14 protein-coding genes and 1 pseudogene are annotated in these 16548 nt (G+C 54.8%); 5 read left to right on the top strand and 10 right to left on the bottom strand.

Annotation, left to right across the window (positions count from 1 at the left end):
* Positions 1–32: 32 nt before the first annotated feature.
* From L350_RS00235 to L350_RS00275, 9 genes are all read right to left on the bottom strand, one after another.
* On the bottom strand, positions 33–1190 hold the full coding sequence (locus tag L350_RS00235) for an alpha-hydroxy acid oxidase (RefSeq protein ID WP_000217345.1): 1158 nt from the start codon (positions 1188–1190) through the stop codon (positions 33–35).
* Complete coding sequence (gene hisC, locus L350_RS00240) at positions 1187–2353, bottom strand: histidinol-phosphate transaminase (RefSeq protein WP_000135555.1); 1167 nt, start codon at positions 2351–2353, stop codon at positions 1187–1189. The genes L350_RS00235 and hisC overlap by 4 nt, the downstream gene beginning before the upstream one ends.
* Before the next feature lie 58 nt (positions 2354–2411).
* The gene (gene hutU / locus L350_RS00245; protein ID WP_000993475.1) at positions 2412–4094 is read right to left on the bottom strand and encodes a urocanate hydratase; all 1683 of its coding nucleotides are present in this window, start codon (positions 4092–4094) and stop codon (positions 2412–2414) included.
* Between the two features lie 43 nt (positions 4095–4137).
* The gene (hutH, locus tag L350_RS00250; protein ID WP_000741484.1) at positions 4138–5688 is read right to left on the bottom strand and encodes a histidine ammonia-lyase; all 1551 of its coding nucleotides are present in this window, start codon (positions 5686–5688) and stop codon (positions 4138–4140) included.
* A 114-nt stretch (positions 5689–5802) separates the two neighbouring features.
* The gene (locus L350_RS00255; RefSeq protein ID WP_016240370.1) at positions 5803–6588 is read right to left on the bottom strand and encodes an ABC transporter ATP-binding protein; all 786 of its coding nucleotides are present in this window, start codon (positions 6586–6588) and stop codon (positions 5803–5805) included.
* Positions 6588–7469 carry an ABC transporter permease gene (locus tag L350_RS00260; protein WP_001087990.1) on the bottom strand — a complete coding sequence of 294 codons (882 nt, stop codon included), beginning with the start codon at positions 7467–7469 and terminating at the stop codon, positions 6588–6590. Before L350_RS00260 ends, L350_RS00255 begins: the two co-directional genes overlap by 1 nt.
* A gap of 11 nt (positions 7470–7480) precedes the next feature.
* Complete coding sequence (locus L350_RS00265) at positions 7481–8467, bottom strand: ABC transporter substrate-binding protein (RefSeq protein WP_000069054.1); 987 nt, start codon at positions 8465–8467, stop codon at positions 7481–7483.
* Positions 8468–8705: 238 nt separating this feature from the next.
* Positions 8706–9302, bottom strand: a complete 597-nt coding sequence (locus tag L350_RS00270; RefSeq protein ID WP_000148344.1) for a HutD/Ves family protein — start codon at positions 9300–9302, stop codon at positions 8706–8708.
* A complete protein-coding gene (locus L350_RS00275; RefSeq protein ID WP_016240371.1) occupies positions 9299–10672 on the bottom strand; it encodes a formimidoylglutamate deiminase in 1374 nt (457 codons plus the stop codon). The genes L350_RS00270 and L350_RS00275 overlap by 4 nt, the downstream gene beginning before the upstream one ends.
* Before the next feature lie 240 nt (positions 10673–10912).
* Between L350_RS00275 and hutC the strand changes: the two genes are divergently transcribed.
* The 5 genes from hutC (at position 10913) to L350_RS24090 (ending at position 16262) form a co-directional block, all read left to right on the top strand.
* Positions 10913–11713: a histidine utilization repressor gene (gene hutC, locus L350_RS00280; RefSeq protein ID WP_001294851.1), complete on the top strand. Its 801-nt coding sequence runs from the start codon at positions 10913–10915 to the stop codon at positions 11711–11713.
* Positions 11714–11866: 153 nt separating this feature from the next.
* Positions 11867–13129, top strand: coding sequence for an imidazolonepropionase (gene hutI, locus L350_RS00285; protein ID WP_001515701.1), 1263 nt, complete (start codon positions 11867–11869; stop codon positions 13127–13129).
* Entirely contained in the window at positions 13126–13950 is an 825-nt protein-coding gene (gene hutG, locus L350_RS00290) for an N-formylglutamate deformylase (RefSeq protein WP_000058769.1), read from the top strand. Before hutI ends, hutG begins: the two co-directional genes overlap by 4 nt.
* Positions 13951–14181: 231 nt before the next feature.
* Complete coding sequence (locus L350_RS00295; RefSeq protein ID WP_032627098.1) at positions 14182–14874, top strand: carboxymuconolactone decarboxylase family protein; 693 nt, start codon at positions 14182–14184, stop codon at positions 14872–14874.
* A gap of 18 nt (positions 14875–14892) precedes the next feature.
* Positions 14893–16262 (top strand): IS3-like element ISKpn8 family transposase gene (locus L350_RS24090; RefSeq protein ID WP_085949440.1). Its coding sequence is split into 2 segments (ribosomal slippage): positions 14893–15373 and positions 15373–16262, totalling 1371 coding nucleotides; the frame shifts between segments, so codons are not numbered across the junction.
* An 88-nt stretch (positions 16263–16350) separates the two neighbouring features.
* Here the strand turns inward: L350_RS24090 and L350_RS00310 are convergent.
* A pseudogene (locus L350_RS00310) lies at positions 16351–16548 on the bottom strand (IS5/IS1182 family transposase); the annotation flags it as partial.

The following is a 16548-nucleotide window of genomic DNA, read 5'->3' as shown; positions in this document are numbered from 1 at the left end:
ACTGATGCTCCGTGATAACGATGGTGTACATATTAAAACCCCGCCATAGCAGGCTGAAAACGCAGCAAATGCGGCCCTAACTGGGCAATCGAAGTGCATCCCAGTTGCGCCAGCGTGCGATCCATCTCCTGCAAAATAATGTTCAGCGCTTGTTTCGCACCCGCCTCACCAAAGGCAGCGACGCCATAGAGCACAGGTCGGCCAATCAGCACGCCATTCGCGCCCAGCGCCAGTGCTTTCACCACATCGGTGCCACGGCGAAATCCACTGTCGATAAGGATGACAGCATCAGGACCGCAGCACTGACGAATCTCCTGCAGTACTTCCATGGGGCTGACTGAACCGTCCAGTTGTCGCCCGCCATGGTTTGATAACACAATGCCATCCACGCCCGCGGCAAAAGCGCGCCGGGCATCTTCAGGCGCCAGGATACCTTTAATTAACAGGGGACCTGACCACTGTGTGCGGATCCAGTGCAGTGTGGCCCAGTCCAGGTGGGTATCCATCTGTTCGGCAAAATAGCTCGCGCCACCTGCGCCTCGTTGTTTGTCAGCCGGAACATAAGATTTCAGGTTGCCAAAGCCAGGGATGCCTGCGGGCCTGATGGCTCGCCACACCCAGCCGGGATGCATCGCAATGTCCAGCATGCTCGGCAGAGATAGTTCCATGGGCCGTCGGTAATTCCGTTTGTCCTTTTCACGGTTGCCAAAGTGCACCGCATCCACAGAAACCACCAGGGTCGTACAACCCGCCGCCCGGGCCCGGGTCAGTAACCCTGTCGTGACGGCGCGGTCTTTCAGCACATAGAGCTGGAACCAGTGTCGGGGAATGTTTTCTGCGGCGATCTCTTCAATGGAGGCCGTCGAAACCGTACTCTGTATATAGCCGATGCCCGCCTCTCTGGCGGCCCGCGCCAGCATCACATCTGCGCCAAACCGCAGCATGCCGTTGTAGCCTGTCGGGGCGATAAACAAGGGCGCAGCCAGCTTCTGTCCACACAGCGTGACGGATAAATCCCGTTGCGTAGCATCTGTCAGCACAGGGGGAATAAAGCGCCAGCGGCCGAAAACACGGCGATTATCCTGTAACGTTTGTTCATCATCGGCCCCACCCTCCAGATAACTGAAAGCAAAACGGGGAAGCGTGCGCTTTGCCTGCCGACGTAAATCATCAATGTTCAACACTGTCACGCGGCATCCTCCGCCAGGATACGTTTCAGGCTCCGAATAAACTGCTGGTTATCCTGTTCATTCCCCACAGACACCCGGATCCAGTGTTCATACCCCTTCTCCCGCCATGGCTTGATAATGACGCCATCGCACAGCAGACGCTGCGCCAGTTCTGCCGCAGGCTGCCCGCAGTCAAAAAACAGGAAGTTGGCGCAGGATGGCGCAACGCGGAAACCCAGCGCCGTGAGCTGCGCCGACATCATGTCGCGCTGCGCACTGACCAGCGCAATGCTGTCATTAACATGTTGCTGATCCCCCAGAGCTACCACGGCCGCCGCTTGTGCCGAACGGTTAATATTAAACGGTGTGCGAACGCGATTGAGCAGATTGACCAGTTCAGGGTGACTGGCTAAGCCATAGCCCACCCGCAATCCCGCCAGGCCGTAGGCTTTCGAAAAAGTACGCAGCACAATCCAGGGGCGCGACTGCGCGGCCAGCACACGCTGGCTGTCCGGATAATCCGGGTTGTTCCGGCAATATTCGAAATAGGCCTCATCAATCACCAGCACACAGTCCTGAGGTGCCGCGGCGATGATGCGCTCAAAACCTGCATTGTCGAGCATGCAGCCCACGGGATTCGACGGGTTGCTGAAAATCACCATTTTGGCGGGCATCGAAAGTGCCTGAGTCCAGGCGGCGATATCGAACTGATGCTGCTTATTCACGTCAACCAGGGTGACGTCCGCGCCCATCATGCGCGGGAAAATCTCATGCAGACCAAATGAAGGTCGCAATGTGACCACGCGGTCCCCGGGGTTGAGAAAGGCCAGTGCCAGCATATGCAGGATATCTTCTGAACCATTCCCGATAACAATATTCCCGGCCTGCACACCGGTATACGTTGCCAGCGCATCGCGCAGCGCTGTACTGGCAGCATCCGAATAGACTGCGCTGAAACCGGCATCCGCCTGCAGTGCCGCGATGACCTGCGGGCTGGCGCCCAGCGGATTTTCATTACTGGCCAGTTTGGCGATATGGCTCAACCCATATTGCTGTCGTACCGCTTCCGCCGACAACCCGGCGTTATACAGGCTTAATGACCGCGCTGTGGGCCTGGCGAGGTTTTTCAGTATCTGCTGTTGTGAATCAACAAGTGAACTGGAAACTGCTACATCAGAAGCCATTGCATATCCCTCAAAAAAACGCCGGAGGCACAACACCAGGCCATCCGGCATTCAGGCATCAGATCATCGGCAAATTCAAATGATGACGTTCAGCACAGGCTTTTGCCTGTTCATAGCCAGCATCCGCATGGCGCATCACCCCGGTGGCAGGGTCGTTCCACAGCACACGCGCCAGTCGGGCATCGGCATCTTCAGTGCCATCGCACACAATCACCATCCCGGCATGTTGTGAAAAGCCCATGCCAACACCGCCACCATGGTGCAGACTGACCCAGGTGGCACCCCCGGCGGTATTGAGCAATGCATTGAGTAATGGCCAGTCGGATACCGCATCAGAGCCATCTTTCATCGCTTCGGTTTCACGGTTCGGCGATGCCACTGACCCCGTATCCAGATGATCACGGCCAATAACAATCGGCGCTTTCAGTTCGCCGTTACGCACCATTTCGTTAAACGCCAGCCCGGCGCGGTGACGTTCACCCAGGCCCAGCCAGCAAATACGCGCAGGCAGCCCCTGGAAGGCAATGCGCTCACGCGCCATGTCCAGCCAGTTGATCAGATTGGTGTTGTCCGGGAAGAGTTCTTTGAGTTTCGCGTCGGTCTTATAGATATCTTCCGGGTCGCCGGAAAGGGCAACCCAACGGAATGGCCCTTTGCCTTCACAGAACAGCGGGCGGATGTAGGCCGGGACAAAACCCGGGAAATCAAAGGCGTTTTCAACGCCCTCTTCTTTGGCGACCTGGCGGATATTGTTGCCGTAATCGACGGTGGGGATCCCCATATGGTGAAAATCGAGCATGGCCTGGACATGTTTTGCCATAGAAGCGCGGGCGGCTTTCACCACGGATTGCGGATCTGACTGACGGGCGGCCTGCCATTTTTCCAGGCTCCAGCCTTCCGGCAGATAGCCATTAAGCGGATCATGAGCGGAGGTCTGATCGGTCACAATATCCGGACGCAGGCCACCCGCTTTTGCCCGCGCCGCCAGTTGCGGCATCAACTCAGCGGCATTGCCCAGCAGGCCGACAGAGATGGCTTTTTTCTCCGCACAGGCTTTTTCAATCATCGCCAGCGCCTCATCGAGGCTGCGGGTCTTATAGTCCACATAACGGGTACGCAGACGGAAATCAATGTGGGATTCCTGGCATTCAATGGCCAGGACGCAGGCCCCTGCCAGCACGCCAGCCAGCGGTTGGGCGCCGCCCATACCACCAAGCCCTGCCGTCAGAATCCATTTGCCCCGCAGGTCGCCGTTGTAGTGCTGTCGGCCCGCTTCGGCAAAAGTTTCATACGTCCCCTGCACAATGCCCTGCGCACCAATGTAAATCCAGGAGCCTGCTGTCATCTGGCCGTACATCATCAGGCCCGCTTTATCCAGTTCGTGAAAGTGGTCCCAGTGGGCCCAGTGCGGCACAATATTGGAGTTAGCAATCAACACGCGCGGCGCATTGGTATGGGTGCGAAAAACACCGACCGGCTTACCGGACTGTACCAGCAGGGTTTCGTCTTCACGCAACGCCCGCAGGCTGTCCAGAATGGCTTCGAAGGCAGGCCAGTTGCGGGCGGCTTTACCAATACCGCCATAGACCACCAGGTCTTCCGGGCGTTCGGCAACATCGGGGTCAAGGTTGTTTTGGATCATGCGATAAGCCGCTTCGATCAACCAGTTTTGACAACTCAGCGCTGTTCCCTGGGGAGCGCGAACGACATGGGCGGCGGCATTTTTCTGTGGCGCGTTCATGGTCATATCCTTCTATAAAAAATGAAATTTATGTAAAGCGTTATCAGGCAAAGCTCGGCAGTAATGCTTCAATGGCCGCAGGCCAGTGTTCACGGGACGCCCACAAACGCATCATTTCGACATCCGGCGCCATCAGACGATCTTTTTCGAGAAAAGCGACATGTTGCCGAATCGCCTTCATTTCGCTTTCCAGTGTGGCGGAACTTTGCAACGGACGATGAAAATCAAGTCCCTGGGCAGCGGCCATGGCTTCGATACCGACAACCACACTGGTGTTAAAACACATATTGCCCAGACGGCGGGCGGCATAGGTCGCCATTGAAACGTGATCTTCCTGATTGGCGGAGGTGGGCAGGCTGTCGACACTGCCCGGATGTGCCAGCGATTTATTTTCTGATGCCAGCGCGGCGGCCGTGACCTGCGCAATCATAAAGCCGGAGTTAACGCCGCCATCGTTTACCAGGAAAGGCGGCAAGCCGGACAAACCGCTGTCCAACAATAAGGCCATTCTGCGTTCAGAAATCGCCCCCACTTCGGCAACCGCCAGCGCAATGATGTCCGCGGCGAAAGCCACGGGTTCTGCGTGGAAATTCCCGCCAGAAATCACGTCGCCATTTTCGGCAAAAACCAGAGGGTTATCGGATGCTGCGTTTGCTTCAATACGTAGAATGCGGGCCGCATGTCGCAGGTTATCAAGGCAGGCACCCATAACCTGAGGGACACAACGAATGGAATAAGGGTCCTGAACCCGGCCGCAGTTAGCATGGGATGTCACAATATCGCTACCGGCCAGGATCGCCGTCAGCGCAGCGGCGACAGCAATCTGGCCTTCCTGGCCGCGTGCTTCATGAATACGCGGGTCAAGCGGTTTAACTGAGCCTTTAATCGCTTCCAGTGATAATGCCCCGGCCACCAGGCCTGCGGAAAACACCCGTTCTGCTTCAAACAAACCTGACAACGCGAGGGATGTCGATACCTGGGTGCCGTTAAGTAATGCCAGACCTTCTTTCGGCCCAAGTTCAAAGGGGCTCAGCCCTGCGGCAGCCAGGCCTTCAACCGCGGACATCGTTTCGCCACCCAGTGTCACCTGCCCTTCGCCAATCAGCATCAATGACAAATGCGCCAGCGGCGCCAGGTCGCCCGAAGCGCCGACGGATCCTTTTTCCGGAATACAGGGGTACACACCCGCATTAAATAACGTTATCAGTGCATCAATCACCTCAATACGAATACCGGAATGACCCCGGGAGAGGCTGAGAATTTTCGTCGCCATCACCAGGCGAACAACGTTATCCGCCAGGTTTTTGCCTGTGCCCACACTGTGGGACAGCACCAGGTTTCGTTGCAGTTCGGTCAGACGTTCCGCCGGAATACGGGTTTGCGCCAGTTTGCCAAACCCGGTATTAATGCCGTACACCACGTTTCCCGATGCCACAATGCGGGTGACTGTTTCCTGGGAGGCCAGCACATCGGCACGGGCCTCTTCGGCCAGCGCAAGGCGGACATTACCCTGGTATATTTGTCGCAACATGGGCAAATGGACATGCCCGGGTTGCAGGCGGCAAAGGGTGTAATCGGTGGATGAAGCAGCCATAATCTATTCCTGTATATACAAGTAAAACGGGAAGTAAACCCGGTGTAACACCGGGTGTTTATGCACAACCTGACTCACGCTAAAACATGATTAACTGCGCTGCATACCGCGAACTTAGTGATCGATGGTTTGCAGGGTTTCCGTACGAATTTCTTCCGTGATACGCGCCTTCAATGCCATAAATTCTGGTGATGTTTTCAGGGTATAATCACGCGGGTGCGGAAAATCTACCGCCACTTCCGTTTTGATTCGCCCGGGGCGCGCACTGAAAATCGCCACTTTATTGGCCATAAAAATGGCCTCATCAATATCGTGGGTCACAAACAGGACTGTTTTGCGGGAAGATTCCCATATCGACAACAACAGTTCCTGCATCATGACGCGCGTCTGGTTATCCAGTGCGCCGAAAGGTTCATCCATCAGCAGAATTTTCGGGTCGTTGGCCAGGGCGCGGGCAATGGCTGTGCGCTGTTGCATACCGCCGGACAACTGACGGGGGAAATGCTGCTCAAACCCACGTAAACCGACCTTATTAATAAAGTAGTCGCTGCGCTCTTTTTGTGCCGCTTTACTCACGCCGCGTTCCTGTAGGCCAAAGCAGATATTCTGCTCAACCGTCAACCAGGGGAACAGTGTGTAACTCTGGAATACCATGCCGCGATCCGCGCCCGGACCATCGACCAGCACGCCATCCAGCCAGACCTCGCCGCGGGTGGGCTGATCCAGCCCGGCAACAATGCGTAAAAGTGTGGATTTACCGCACCCGGAAGGCCCGAGAATGGTAATAAAGTCGTTCTCATTGACCTGATAATCCACGGGCAGTAATGCCTGGGTCTTCTCGCCTTTCGGGCCACTGAAGACGCGTTCCACCTGGCGAACACTCAGCTTCGGATAGCTCATCACAGCGAACTCCATACAAACAGGCGGCGATTCACCGCTTTAAACAACAGATCAGACAGCAATCCAATGCAGCCAATCACGATAATGCCGAAAATCATTTGCCCGGTATTGAGTAACGCCTGGCTATTGACAATCATGTGACCTATCCCGCTGGATGAACCAATCAGTTCCGCCACGATGACATAGGTCCATGCCCAGCCCAGCACCAGGCGCAGCAGTTCCGCAATTTCCGGCGCCGCCCCGGGGATTATCACCCGACGCACCACGCTCTTGTTGGTCGCGCCAAGGGTATACGCCGCTTCCACCAGATCGCGCCGCGCCGCGCCGACAGCCACCGCAACCATCAGGGTTATCTGAAAGAACGAACCGATAAAGATCACCAGTATTTTTTGCATTTCGCCAATCCCTGCCCACAGAATAAGCAGGGGGACAAACGCCGATGCGGGCAGGTAGCGGCAAAACGAAACGAAGGGCTCAAAAAACGCTTCGATCAGTTTGTATGAGCCCATCAGAATACCCAGCGGCACGGCGATAATGCACGCCAGAATAAAGCCGCCCAGTACACGCATTACCGTCATACCGATATCTGTTGTGAAATCAAAATCGGTAAATAACAGCCCCCCTTCCTGCAACATACTGGCCGGACTGGCAAGGAATGTCGGCGACACCAGCCCGGTAAAAGTCACCAGCGCCCACAGCGCGAAAAACAGCACAAAAAAGCAGAAGCCCAAAAACCAGCGATGACGGGACGCCACGGGGCGCAGTGGCACCATCATCGGGTTGTGCCAGACCTTTTTACTTGCCGGCAGAGGCGCCGGCTCACGTAAAACTGACTGCGTACTGGCGGGAAATTCCGCGGCCTGACTGACAGGACTGTTCATCTTGTGGTCCTTCATGGCTGAGTCACATACTTCGCGTCATACAACGTATTAATATCCGGCGTTTTATGCAGGATTTTCATTTCCGTCAGCAAACGCGCCGCTTCGTTGGTAAAGGTGACAATCTCGCCACTGAAGAACTTCTTGTTCGCATCACGGTCTTGCCAGCGCAGATAGCTGGACTCTTCAGCAAACTGTTTGCCGGTTTCTTTGACCGCCGCCCCCATAATCTCATTGGCTTTATCCGGATCTTTTTTGATCATATCCAGGGCTTCAAAGTAGCTATTTACCAGTGCCTGAGCCGCTTTGGGGTTTTTATCCAGCCAGGATGGCGTACAACCCAGGGTGTCCATCACCATGGGATAATCCAGTGTGGTGGTCAGAATTTTGCCTTTGTCCGGGCTTTGGCGGATGGTGGAGAGATACGGCTCGTACGTCACAGCGGCATCGTTCTGCCCGGCAATAAAGGCATGAGCGGCGGCATCCGGCCCCAGGGTTGCCAGTTTGACGTCTTTCATCGTCATGCCGTTTTTATCGAGGATCCAGGCCAGCAGAAAATAGGAGGAGGTTCCTGGTGCATCGACACTGATGGTTTTCCCTTTCAGGTCAGCCACTTTATTGATACCCCCACGTACGGCAATCCCATCCGCGCCATAGGATTTATCCAGTTGCACAATTTGCTTGATGGGCACACCGCTGGCATTCCAGGTGAGGTAGGTTTCCACCGTGGTCGCCGCGCACTGCAAAGAGCCTGATGCAATGGCCAGGTGGCGTGATTGCTGGGGTACCATTTTCAGCGTCACGTCCAGGCCATTCTTTTTGAAAATGCCTGCCTTATCGGCCAGTGTCAGGGGAGCGAATCCTGTCCACCCGGAAATACCAATGGCCACCGGAGTCTCTGCCGCCATGGCGGTGTTTATTGCCCCGCAACCCAATGTCACTGCCAGCCCTAACATGGATAACGAACGCTTCAGCACAGTCCTGGAAATCATGTTGCTCATCTGCCACTCCTGCCAAATTACCTGTCTCGGGGAAATGCCTGGCCAGTGAACTGCCCGGGCAAAATACGCTACTGTATACTCTTGTCTATACAAGCAAGCCGAATAAGTAAAGCAAGCTTTGTGCCAGTTCAGCTATGCCTGCTTTCCCGGTTATTTCGGCCTGTGGCCAGTGGTTTTCTCTGCCTGTCGAATCAAATAAGTGCGCAGGATGCGCCAAACCAGTGCAGGACGCACCAACTCAGGCAATGACCGCCGCCCAAAGTAGCAGACTGCGCGTTTTTTGTGCATCCACAGTATGCAAGGCAGAAATCGGCCACTGTGTCGTCTGACAGCTGTCTGACGTCGGTGGCCACCAGATACCTTCACCCGCGCCCAGCCGGGTCCCATCCGGTAATTGCCAGTCACCCTGAATGGCGAAAAGCACACCGCCCTGCTCACGGGACACCGTGCCACTTCCCCTGAGGGCGACAACGCCGGGCAAACAGACAGTACGCCGGGTCATCAGGTTAAAATCCATCGTCTCGCCCCCCAGAAGATGTGCGTGGAGTGCAAGATCCCCGCTAAACTCGAAGGGTTCTCCCACGGTATTCAGCACATGATTCACCCCGATGCCGTCAGTCAGTTGCATGCCCTCGCCACTCAACAGCGTGATGGAACGCGCAATGCCGGGGAAAGCGGAAAACGGGCCATCCTGCGCGACAGTGGCAATGCTGGCACGCCAGTCAAAATCCGCCTGCCCTGGCGGCCAGCTGATAATTTCGCGGGTTTCGCCGCCGCCATTACGCCAGCGACTGACCGGCAGCCTGGTCTGGGAAAAACGCTGCCAGCCCGTCATGCTGTCGCCTCCGCCAGTTGGCGCAGTACCTGCAGAAAATCAGCGGCAACGGCCTGTTGCTGCGCATGTTGCCCATTGATAATGCGGGGGGTCCCGCCAACATACACATCGCGAATCTGCCCGGCGTGGCCGGCAAATAACCAGCGGTTGAGAATTTCAGGGGCGCGGGCTGCCGCCAGGTAAGGATCCTGTCCATCCAGCACCAGCCAGTCGGCGCGATACCCCACTGACAATCTCCCGACAGGCGCGCCACAGGCCTGCGCACCACCGGCAAGCGCCTGGGTGTACAACACATCGCCCACCACATTTTGGGTCGCCGTTGTCAGGCGGTTGCGGCGCTGATCACGTAAGCGCTGCCCATATTCGAACCAGCGCAGCTCTTCCACCACATTAAGTGAAACATGGCTGTCGGAACCAATACCCCAGTGACCGCGCTGTGCCAAATAATCGACGCCGGGGAAAATACCGTCGCCCAGATTCGCTTCTGTTGTGGGGCACAGCCCGGCAACCGCACCGCTTTGCGCCATGCGGGCCACTTCTTTCTCATCCGCATGTGTCGCGTGGACAAGACACCAGCGGGCATCGATATCCAGGTGATCATACAGCCACGCAATGGGGCGTTGTCCGCTCCAGCTCAGGCAGTCATTGACTTCTTTTTGCTGCTCGGCGATATGGATATGTACAGGCAATGCCGGGTCGCTGGCCTGTAAAACCTGCTGCATCTGCGTGGGGGTCACGGCCCGTAGTGAGTGAAAACACAGGCCCTGGTTTTGCAGTACTTTGCCCGTTATCTGCTGGCGGATAATCGCCTGCTGGCGCAAATAGGTGTCAGCGTCCTGAATAAACCGCACCTGACCCGCCTGAGCCGGTTGCCCGCCAAACCCGGCATAGCTGTAGAGCACGGGCAACAGCGTCAGGCCGATTCCCGCAAGGTCGGCAGCGGCGCTTAATTGGGCGGTCATCTCGCCGCGGTCAGCATAGGGGTTACCGCTGATATCATTGTGCAGATAGTGGAACTCAGCGACCTGGGTATAACCCCCTTTGAGCATCTCGATATACAACTGGCGGGCGATAATACCGACCTGGTCCGGCGTTAATCGCTGCACCGTGCGATACATCAGGTCACGCCAGGTCCAGAAACTGTCCTGCGGGTTTCCGGCCACCTCCGCCAGCCCGGCCATCACCCGCTGGAATGCATGAGAGTGTAAATTCGGCATACCCGGGATCACCGGACCTGAAAGCCGGACAGCATCCTGTGCTGTGCTGTCCGGCGTGATGGCGGTTAACATGCCGGCAGCATCGACATCCAGACGCACATTGTGAGCCCATCCTTCAGCAAGCAGGGCTTGTGTAGCAAAATAAGCAGGCATAACAACGTTCCTGAGCAGCAAAAGAAACATAAAGGCAATTATAAGTAAACAATTGCAAAACTTTGGGGCGACTTGTCTATACATATACATATGCATGGTTTGGCTGTAAACTTGCGCCATTCCTTTTTTTATCATTTGAGTTTTTCACCACAGCTTTTCTGCTTACGCTTCGCGGTTGAAAATACGCCAGCGTCCGGGAAACGATGACCTTGTCTGTGGCACTTTTGAGAGGTAAGAAACATGTCTGAGCCCACCCTTTTTTCATCGGCCGGTACGGCGCAACAAGACGTGACCCGGCAGACACTATCTGAGCTGGCCGCCGCCATGAGCGATGCACCGGCGCCCATTTATCAGCGGGTGAAACAGGCCATCATTGGCCAGATTCGCGCCGGCGTCTGGAAACCCCACCAACGTATTCCATCGGAAAGTGAGCTGGTTAATGAAATTGGCGTCAGCCGTATGACCATCAACCGGGCGCTGCGCGAACTGACCAGCGAAGGTTTTTTAATCCGCATGCAGGGCGTGGGGACGTTTGTCGCCGAAGCAAAAGCCTATACACCGATGCTTGAGGTCCATAATATTGCTGATGAAATCGCCCAACGTGGTCATCGTCATGACAGTAAAATTTTAGTGTGCGAGGCCCGCCAGGCGGACGCCGATCAAGCGCTCCAGTTGGGGATTGCCATCGGTGATACGCTGTTTTACTCCCAAATTGTGCATTACGAAAATAACGTTCCGGTACAAATTGAAGACCGTTTTGTTAACCCGGAAACGGCGCCGGATTACCTCCGGCAGGTGCTCAATAAACAGACGCCATATACCTATCTGATGGATATTGCCCCGCTGACCGCAGGGGAGCACCGCGTTGAAGCCATCAGCGCCAGCGATGAACAACGCCACTTGCTGCAACTTGAGGAGCATGAGCCCTGCCTGTTGATTCACCGGCGAACCTGGAGCGGCAGCCGCGTTGTGACGTCCGCCCGCCTGATTTACCCGGGTTCGCGTTATCAGTTATTTGGCCGTTTTACCAGTCACGGCTAATCGCGTCTGGCGCAGGCGGCATTCACAGGCCGCCCGTCTTTACGCGACAGTTGGCGATAAGAAAAAACTATCTCTGGCCGCCTTGCCGCCCTTTCGGTTATGGGTTAGGTTGACTTTAATTGTCTATACAAGATAAATCATCCGGAGTCTGCTATGTCCTTAGCCTCGTCCCTTTGCCTTACTGTCACGCCCCCGGCGCACTGTGACAGTGTCTGGCGCGGCGCCACGCTGGTCACCATGCAGGATGGCCGTTACAACGTGATAGAAAACGGCGCATTGGCAGTGACGGAGGGAAAAATTGTCTGGCTTGGCCGTAATGCCGACTGCCCGGCGTTTCCCCATGCACAACAGCATGTATTCGACGGCGGGATAATTACCCCGGGATTTATCGATTGTCATACTCATCTGGTGTTCGGCGGGAACCGCAGCGCCGAATTTGAGCAGCGGTTAAATGGCGTAAGCTATGCAGAAATCGCCGCGGCGGGCGGTGGTATTTTATCCACTGTAAACGCCACCCGGGACGCCACGGAAGAGGAACTGCTCCGGCAGGCTTTATTGCGTTTGCAACCGCTGCTGGCCGAGGGGGTCACCTGCCTTGAAATTAAGTCAGGCTACGGGCTGACCCTGGACAGTGAATTAAAAATGTTGCGGGTTATCCGCAAATTAGCCACTCTGTTGCCTGTCGATATTCAGTCCACCTGTCTTGCCGCCCATGCCCTGCCGCCCGAGTACAAAGACCGGGCGGAGGACTATATCGACTTTATTTGCGATACCCTGCTGCCCATTGTCGCCAGAGAAAAACTGGCGGATGCCGTTGACGCATTCTGTGAGCACCTTGCGTTCTCCCCAGCACAAGTCGAGCGCATTTTTGATGCTGCACAGGCTTTGGGGTTGCCGGTTAAATTGCATGCGGAACAACTCTCTGCCCTGCATGGCAGTTCACTGGCGGCAAACTATCACGCCTTGTCGGCGGATCACCTTGAATACGCCACCCAGGAAGATGCTCACGCCATGGCGGCCAGCGGCACTGTCGCCGTCCTGCTGCCCGGCGCATGGTATTTACTGCGTGAAAAACAGCACCCGCCCGTGAATTTTTTCCGCCAGTATCAGGTGCCGATGGCCCTGGCGAGTGATGCCAACCCGGGGACATCCCCGGTGCTGTCATTGCGCCTGATGCTGAATATGGGCTGTACACTGTTTGGTCTGACGCCGGAGGAAGCGCTGGCCGGGATTACGTGCCACGGCGCGCGCGCCCTCGGTCTGGCCGCGTCTCACGGTACGCTTGCCGAAGGTAAGGTTGCCGATTTTATCCACTGGCCGCTGTCGCGACCGGCTGAACTGATCTACTGGCTGGGCGGTCAATTGCCCTGCACGGTGGTCTATCGCGGGAAAATACGAGGAAACGTTCATCCATGAGCCTTTCAGCTATGACTGACATTATCGATCCTTACCATTTCACGGCTGGCAGTGCACCGTTGCTTATCAGTATTCCCCACGCGGGAACACAACTGACGCCGGAGGTCGACAATGGTCTGAGCGATGCCGCACGCCCGCTTGGCGATACCGACTGGCATATTCCCCGCCTGTACGATTTTGCTCACGCCCTCGGCGCCAGTATGCTGGTCGGGAATTATTCCCGTTTTGTTATCGACCTGAATCGCCCTGCTGACGATACGCCGCTCTATACCACCGCCACCACAGGATTGTACCCGGAGACTTTATTTGATGGTCGGGACAGCTTTACGCCCGGCATGACGCCGACAGCCGCCCATCGTCGGCACTATCTGGCGCAAATCTGGCACCCTTACCACCAGCGTATCCAGTCAGAGCTGGCGCGGATAAAACACCAGTTTGGTTATGCACTGCTGTTTGACGCGCATTCTATTGCATCGGTTATCCCGCGTCTGTTTGATGGTCGGTTGCCTGATTTGAACCTCGGTACCAACGGCGGCGCCAGTTGCGCTGCAGCCCTGAGCGACCGTCTGGTCGATTGCTGTCAGAAACAGTCGCCATTCAGCCATGTGCTTAATGGCCGGTTTAAGGGCGGCTATATTACCCGGGCATACGGACAGCCTGACGCGAATATTCATGCCGTGCAACTTGAACTGGCGCAGGTCAATTATATGAACGAAATGGCGCCTTATGCGTATGCAGAGGAAAAGGCCCCTCAACTTCAGGCGCTGCTGCGATCCTTACTTGAGAATATGCTCGACTGGGCAGATAGCCACTATCAATAACCCTCACACATGCCATGAGGCAGGCACCCAATATCCGGTCTGCCTCAAGCCAAAATGCCATTAACCCGGGAGCCATCTTTGGTATTCTGCTGATGTCATCCCCGCATTAATGAGCGCCATGCATAAGTCCATGCATATTTACCCGTATTATCATTGAATCCTGCTTTGCATACACTGCCGGTATCAGGGCGCACGCCCTTCTCTTTTTCGCAATACACCCGGAGATTTGTTATGCAAAACAGGCTGGACAATAAACAGCAGGCCATTATTCCAATTGCGGCTTTCGCCGCAAAGGGCGACACAGAAAAACTCGCTGCTGAAATACAGCACGGGCTGGATACAGGCCTTACCATCAATGAAATCAAAGAAGTCCTGATTCAGCTCTATGCCTATGCCGGTTTTCCTCGCAGCCTGAATGCCCTTGGCGTGCTTATGGGCGTGGTGGAACAGCGTCAGCAGCAAGGAATTACGGATAATGCGGGAGAAGACGCATCCTCTTTTCCTGAGAACTGGAATGCCCTTGAAGGTGGCACGCAAAACCAGACGCGTCTTATCGGGAACCCCGTAACAGGCCCGCTATTTACCTTTGCGCCTGCAATTGACCAGTTCCTTAAAACGCACCTGTTTGGTGATATTTTCCAGCGTGACACCCTGAGCTGGCAGACGAGGGAGCTGGCCACCATTTCGTTTCTGGCTGCAATTCCCGGTGTCACCAGCCAACTGAAAAGCCATTATGCCATCAGTCTGAATGCGGGATTGACGGCTGAGCAGCTGTGGGCATTTACGGCAATTCTGGGTCAAAAATGCGGTGCTGATATGGCAGACAACGCCAGGCCCGTGCTGGGTGAGCTGCTGGATGAAACAAAAACGCCCCGGCACGGTGGCTTATCCACACTGTACTGCACCCATTTTGTTGGACGATGAAATGGAATAGTCCCTGATATGTCAAAGCCAAAATACCCCTTCGAAAAGCGCCTTGAAGTCGTGAATCACTACTTCACAACTGATGATGGTTACAGGATCATCTCTGCACGTTTTGGTGTGCCTCGAACCCAGGTCAGGACGTGGGTTGCCCTCTATGAAAAACATGGAGAAAAAGGTTTAATTCCCAAACCTAAAGGCGTTAGTGCTGATCCAGAGTTGCGCATTAAGGTCGTGAAAGCCGTGACCGAGCAGCAGATGTCCCTCAATCAGGCTGCTGCTCACTTTATGCTTGCTGGTAGTGGTTCTGTAGCCAAGTGGCTGAAAGTCTATGAGGAGCACGGAGAAGCTGGTTTACGCGCACTCAAGATCGGCACCAAAAGAAACATTACAATGTCAGTTGATCCAGAAAAAGCGGCGTTAGCATTGGAGCTGTCGAAAGACCGACGTATTGAGGATCTTGAAAGACAAGTTCGATTCCTTGAAATGCGGCTTACGTATCTAAAAAAGCTGAAAGCCTTAGCTCATCCCGCGAAAAAGTGAAAGTACTCAACGAGCTAAGGCAGTTTTACCCTCTTGATGAGCTTCTCAAGGCAGCGGAGATACCGCGCAGTACGTTTTATTACCATCTAAAGGCTCTCAGCAAGCCTGATAAGTATGCGGATGTTAAAAAGCGTATTGGTGAGATTTATCACGAGAATAAAGGTCGTTACGGATACCGTAGGGTAACGTTGTCTCTCCATCGAGACGGGGAACGGATTAACCATAAAGCCGTTCAGCGCCTGATGGGAACCCTCTCGCTTAAGGCAGCGATTAAGGTCAAGCGATACAGCTCCTACAGAGGAGAGGTAGGGCAAACCGCCCCCAATGTTCTCCAAAGGGATTTCAAGGCTACACGGCCAAACGAGAAGTGGGTTACCGACGTTACTGAATTTGCAGTCAATGGGCGAAAGCTGTATTTGTCTCCAGTAATAGATCTCTTCAACAACGAAGTTATTTCTTACAGCCTGTCGGAAAGACCTGTGATGAACATGGTCGAGAATATGCTCGATCAGGCATTCAAAAAGCTTAAGCCTCACGAGCATCCTATTCTGCACTCTGACCAGGGATGGCAGTATCGTATGAGAAGGTATCAAAACATCCTTAAAGAACAAGGCATTACACAGAGCATGTCCAGAAAAGGCAATTGTCTGGATAATGCAGTCGTGGAATGTTTCTTTGGAACCTTAAAGTCGGAGTGTTTTTATCTTGACGAGTTCAGTAATATAAGCGAACTGAAGGATGCTGTTACGGAATATATTGACTACTACAACAGCAGAAGAATTAGCCTGAAATTAAAAGGTCTGAGTCCAATTGAATATCGAACCCAGACCTATGTGCCTCGTGTTTAACTGTCCAACTTTTTGGGGTCAGTACACACCGTGGCTTTGTTGAATAAATCAGATTTCGGGTAAGTCTCCCCCGTAGCGGGTTGTGTTTTCAGGCAATACGCACGCTTTCAGGCATACCTGCTTTCGTCATTTTGTTCAGCGCTCGTACCAGGGCCATAGCCTCCGCAACCTGACCATCGTAGTCACGCAGCGTCAGTGAACCCCCGAACAGCTGTTTTACCCGGTACATCGCCGTTTCCGCTATCGAGCGACGGTTGTAATCTGTTGTCCATTTCCACCGCGCATT

This window comes from Enterobacter sp. MGH 4, assembly GCF_000534735.1.
GTDB classification, from domain to species: Bacteria; Pseudomonadota; Gammaproteobacteria; order Enterobacterales; family Enterobacteriaceae; genus Enterobacter; species Enterobacter intestinihominis.
This window is presented reverse-complemented; position numbering and strand designations above follow the sequence as displayed.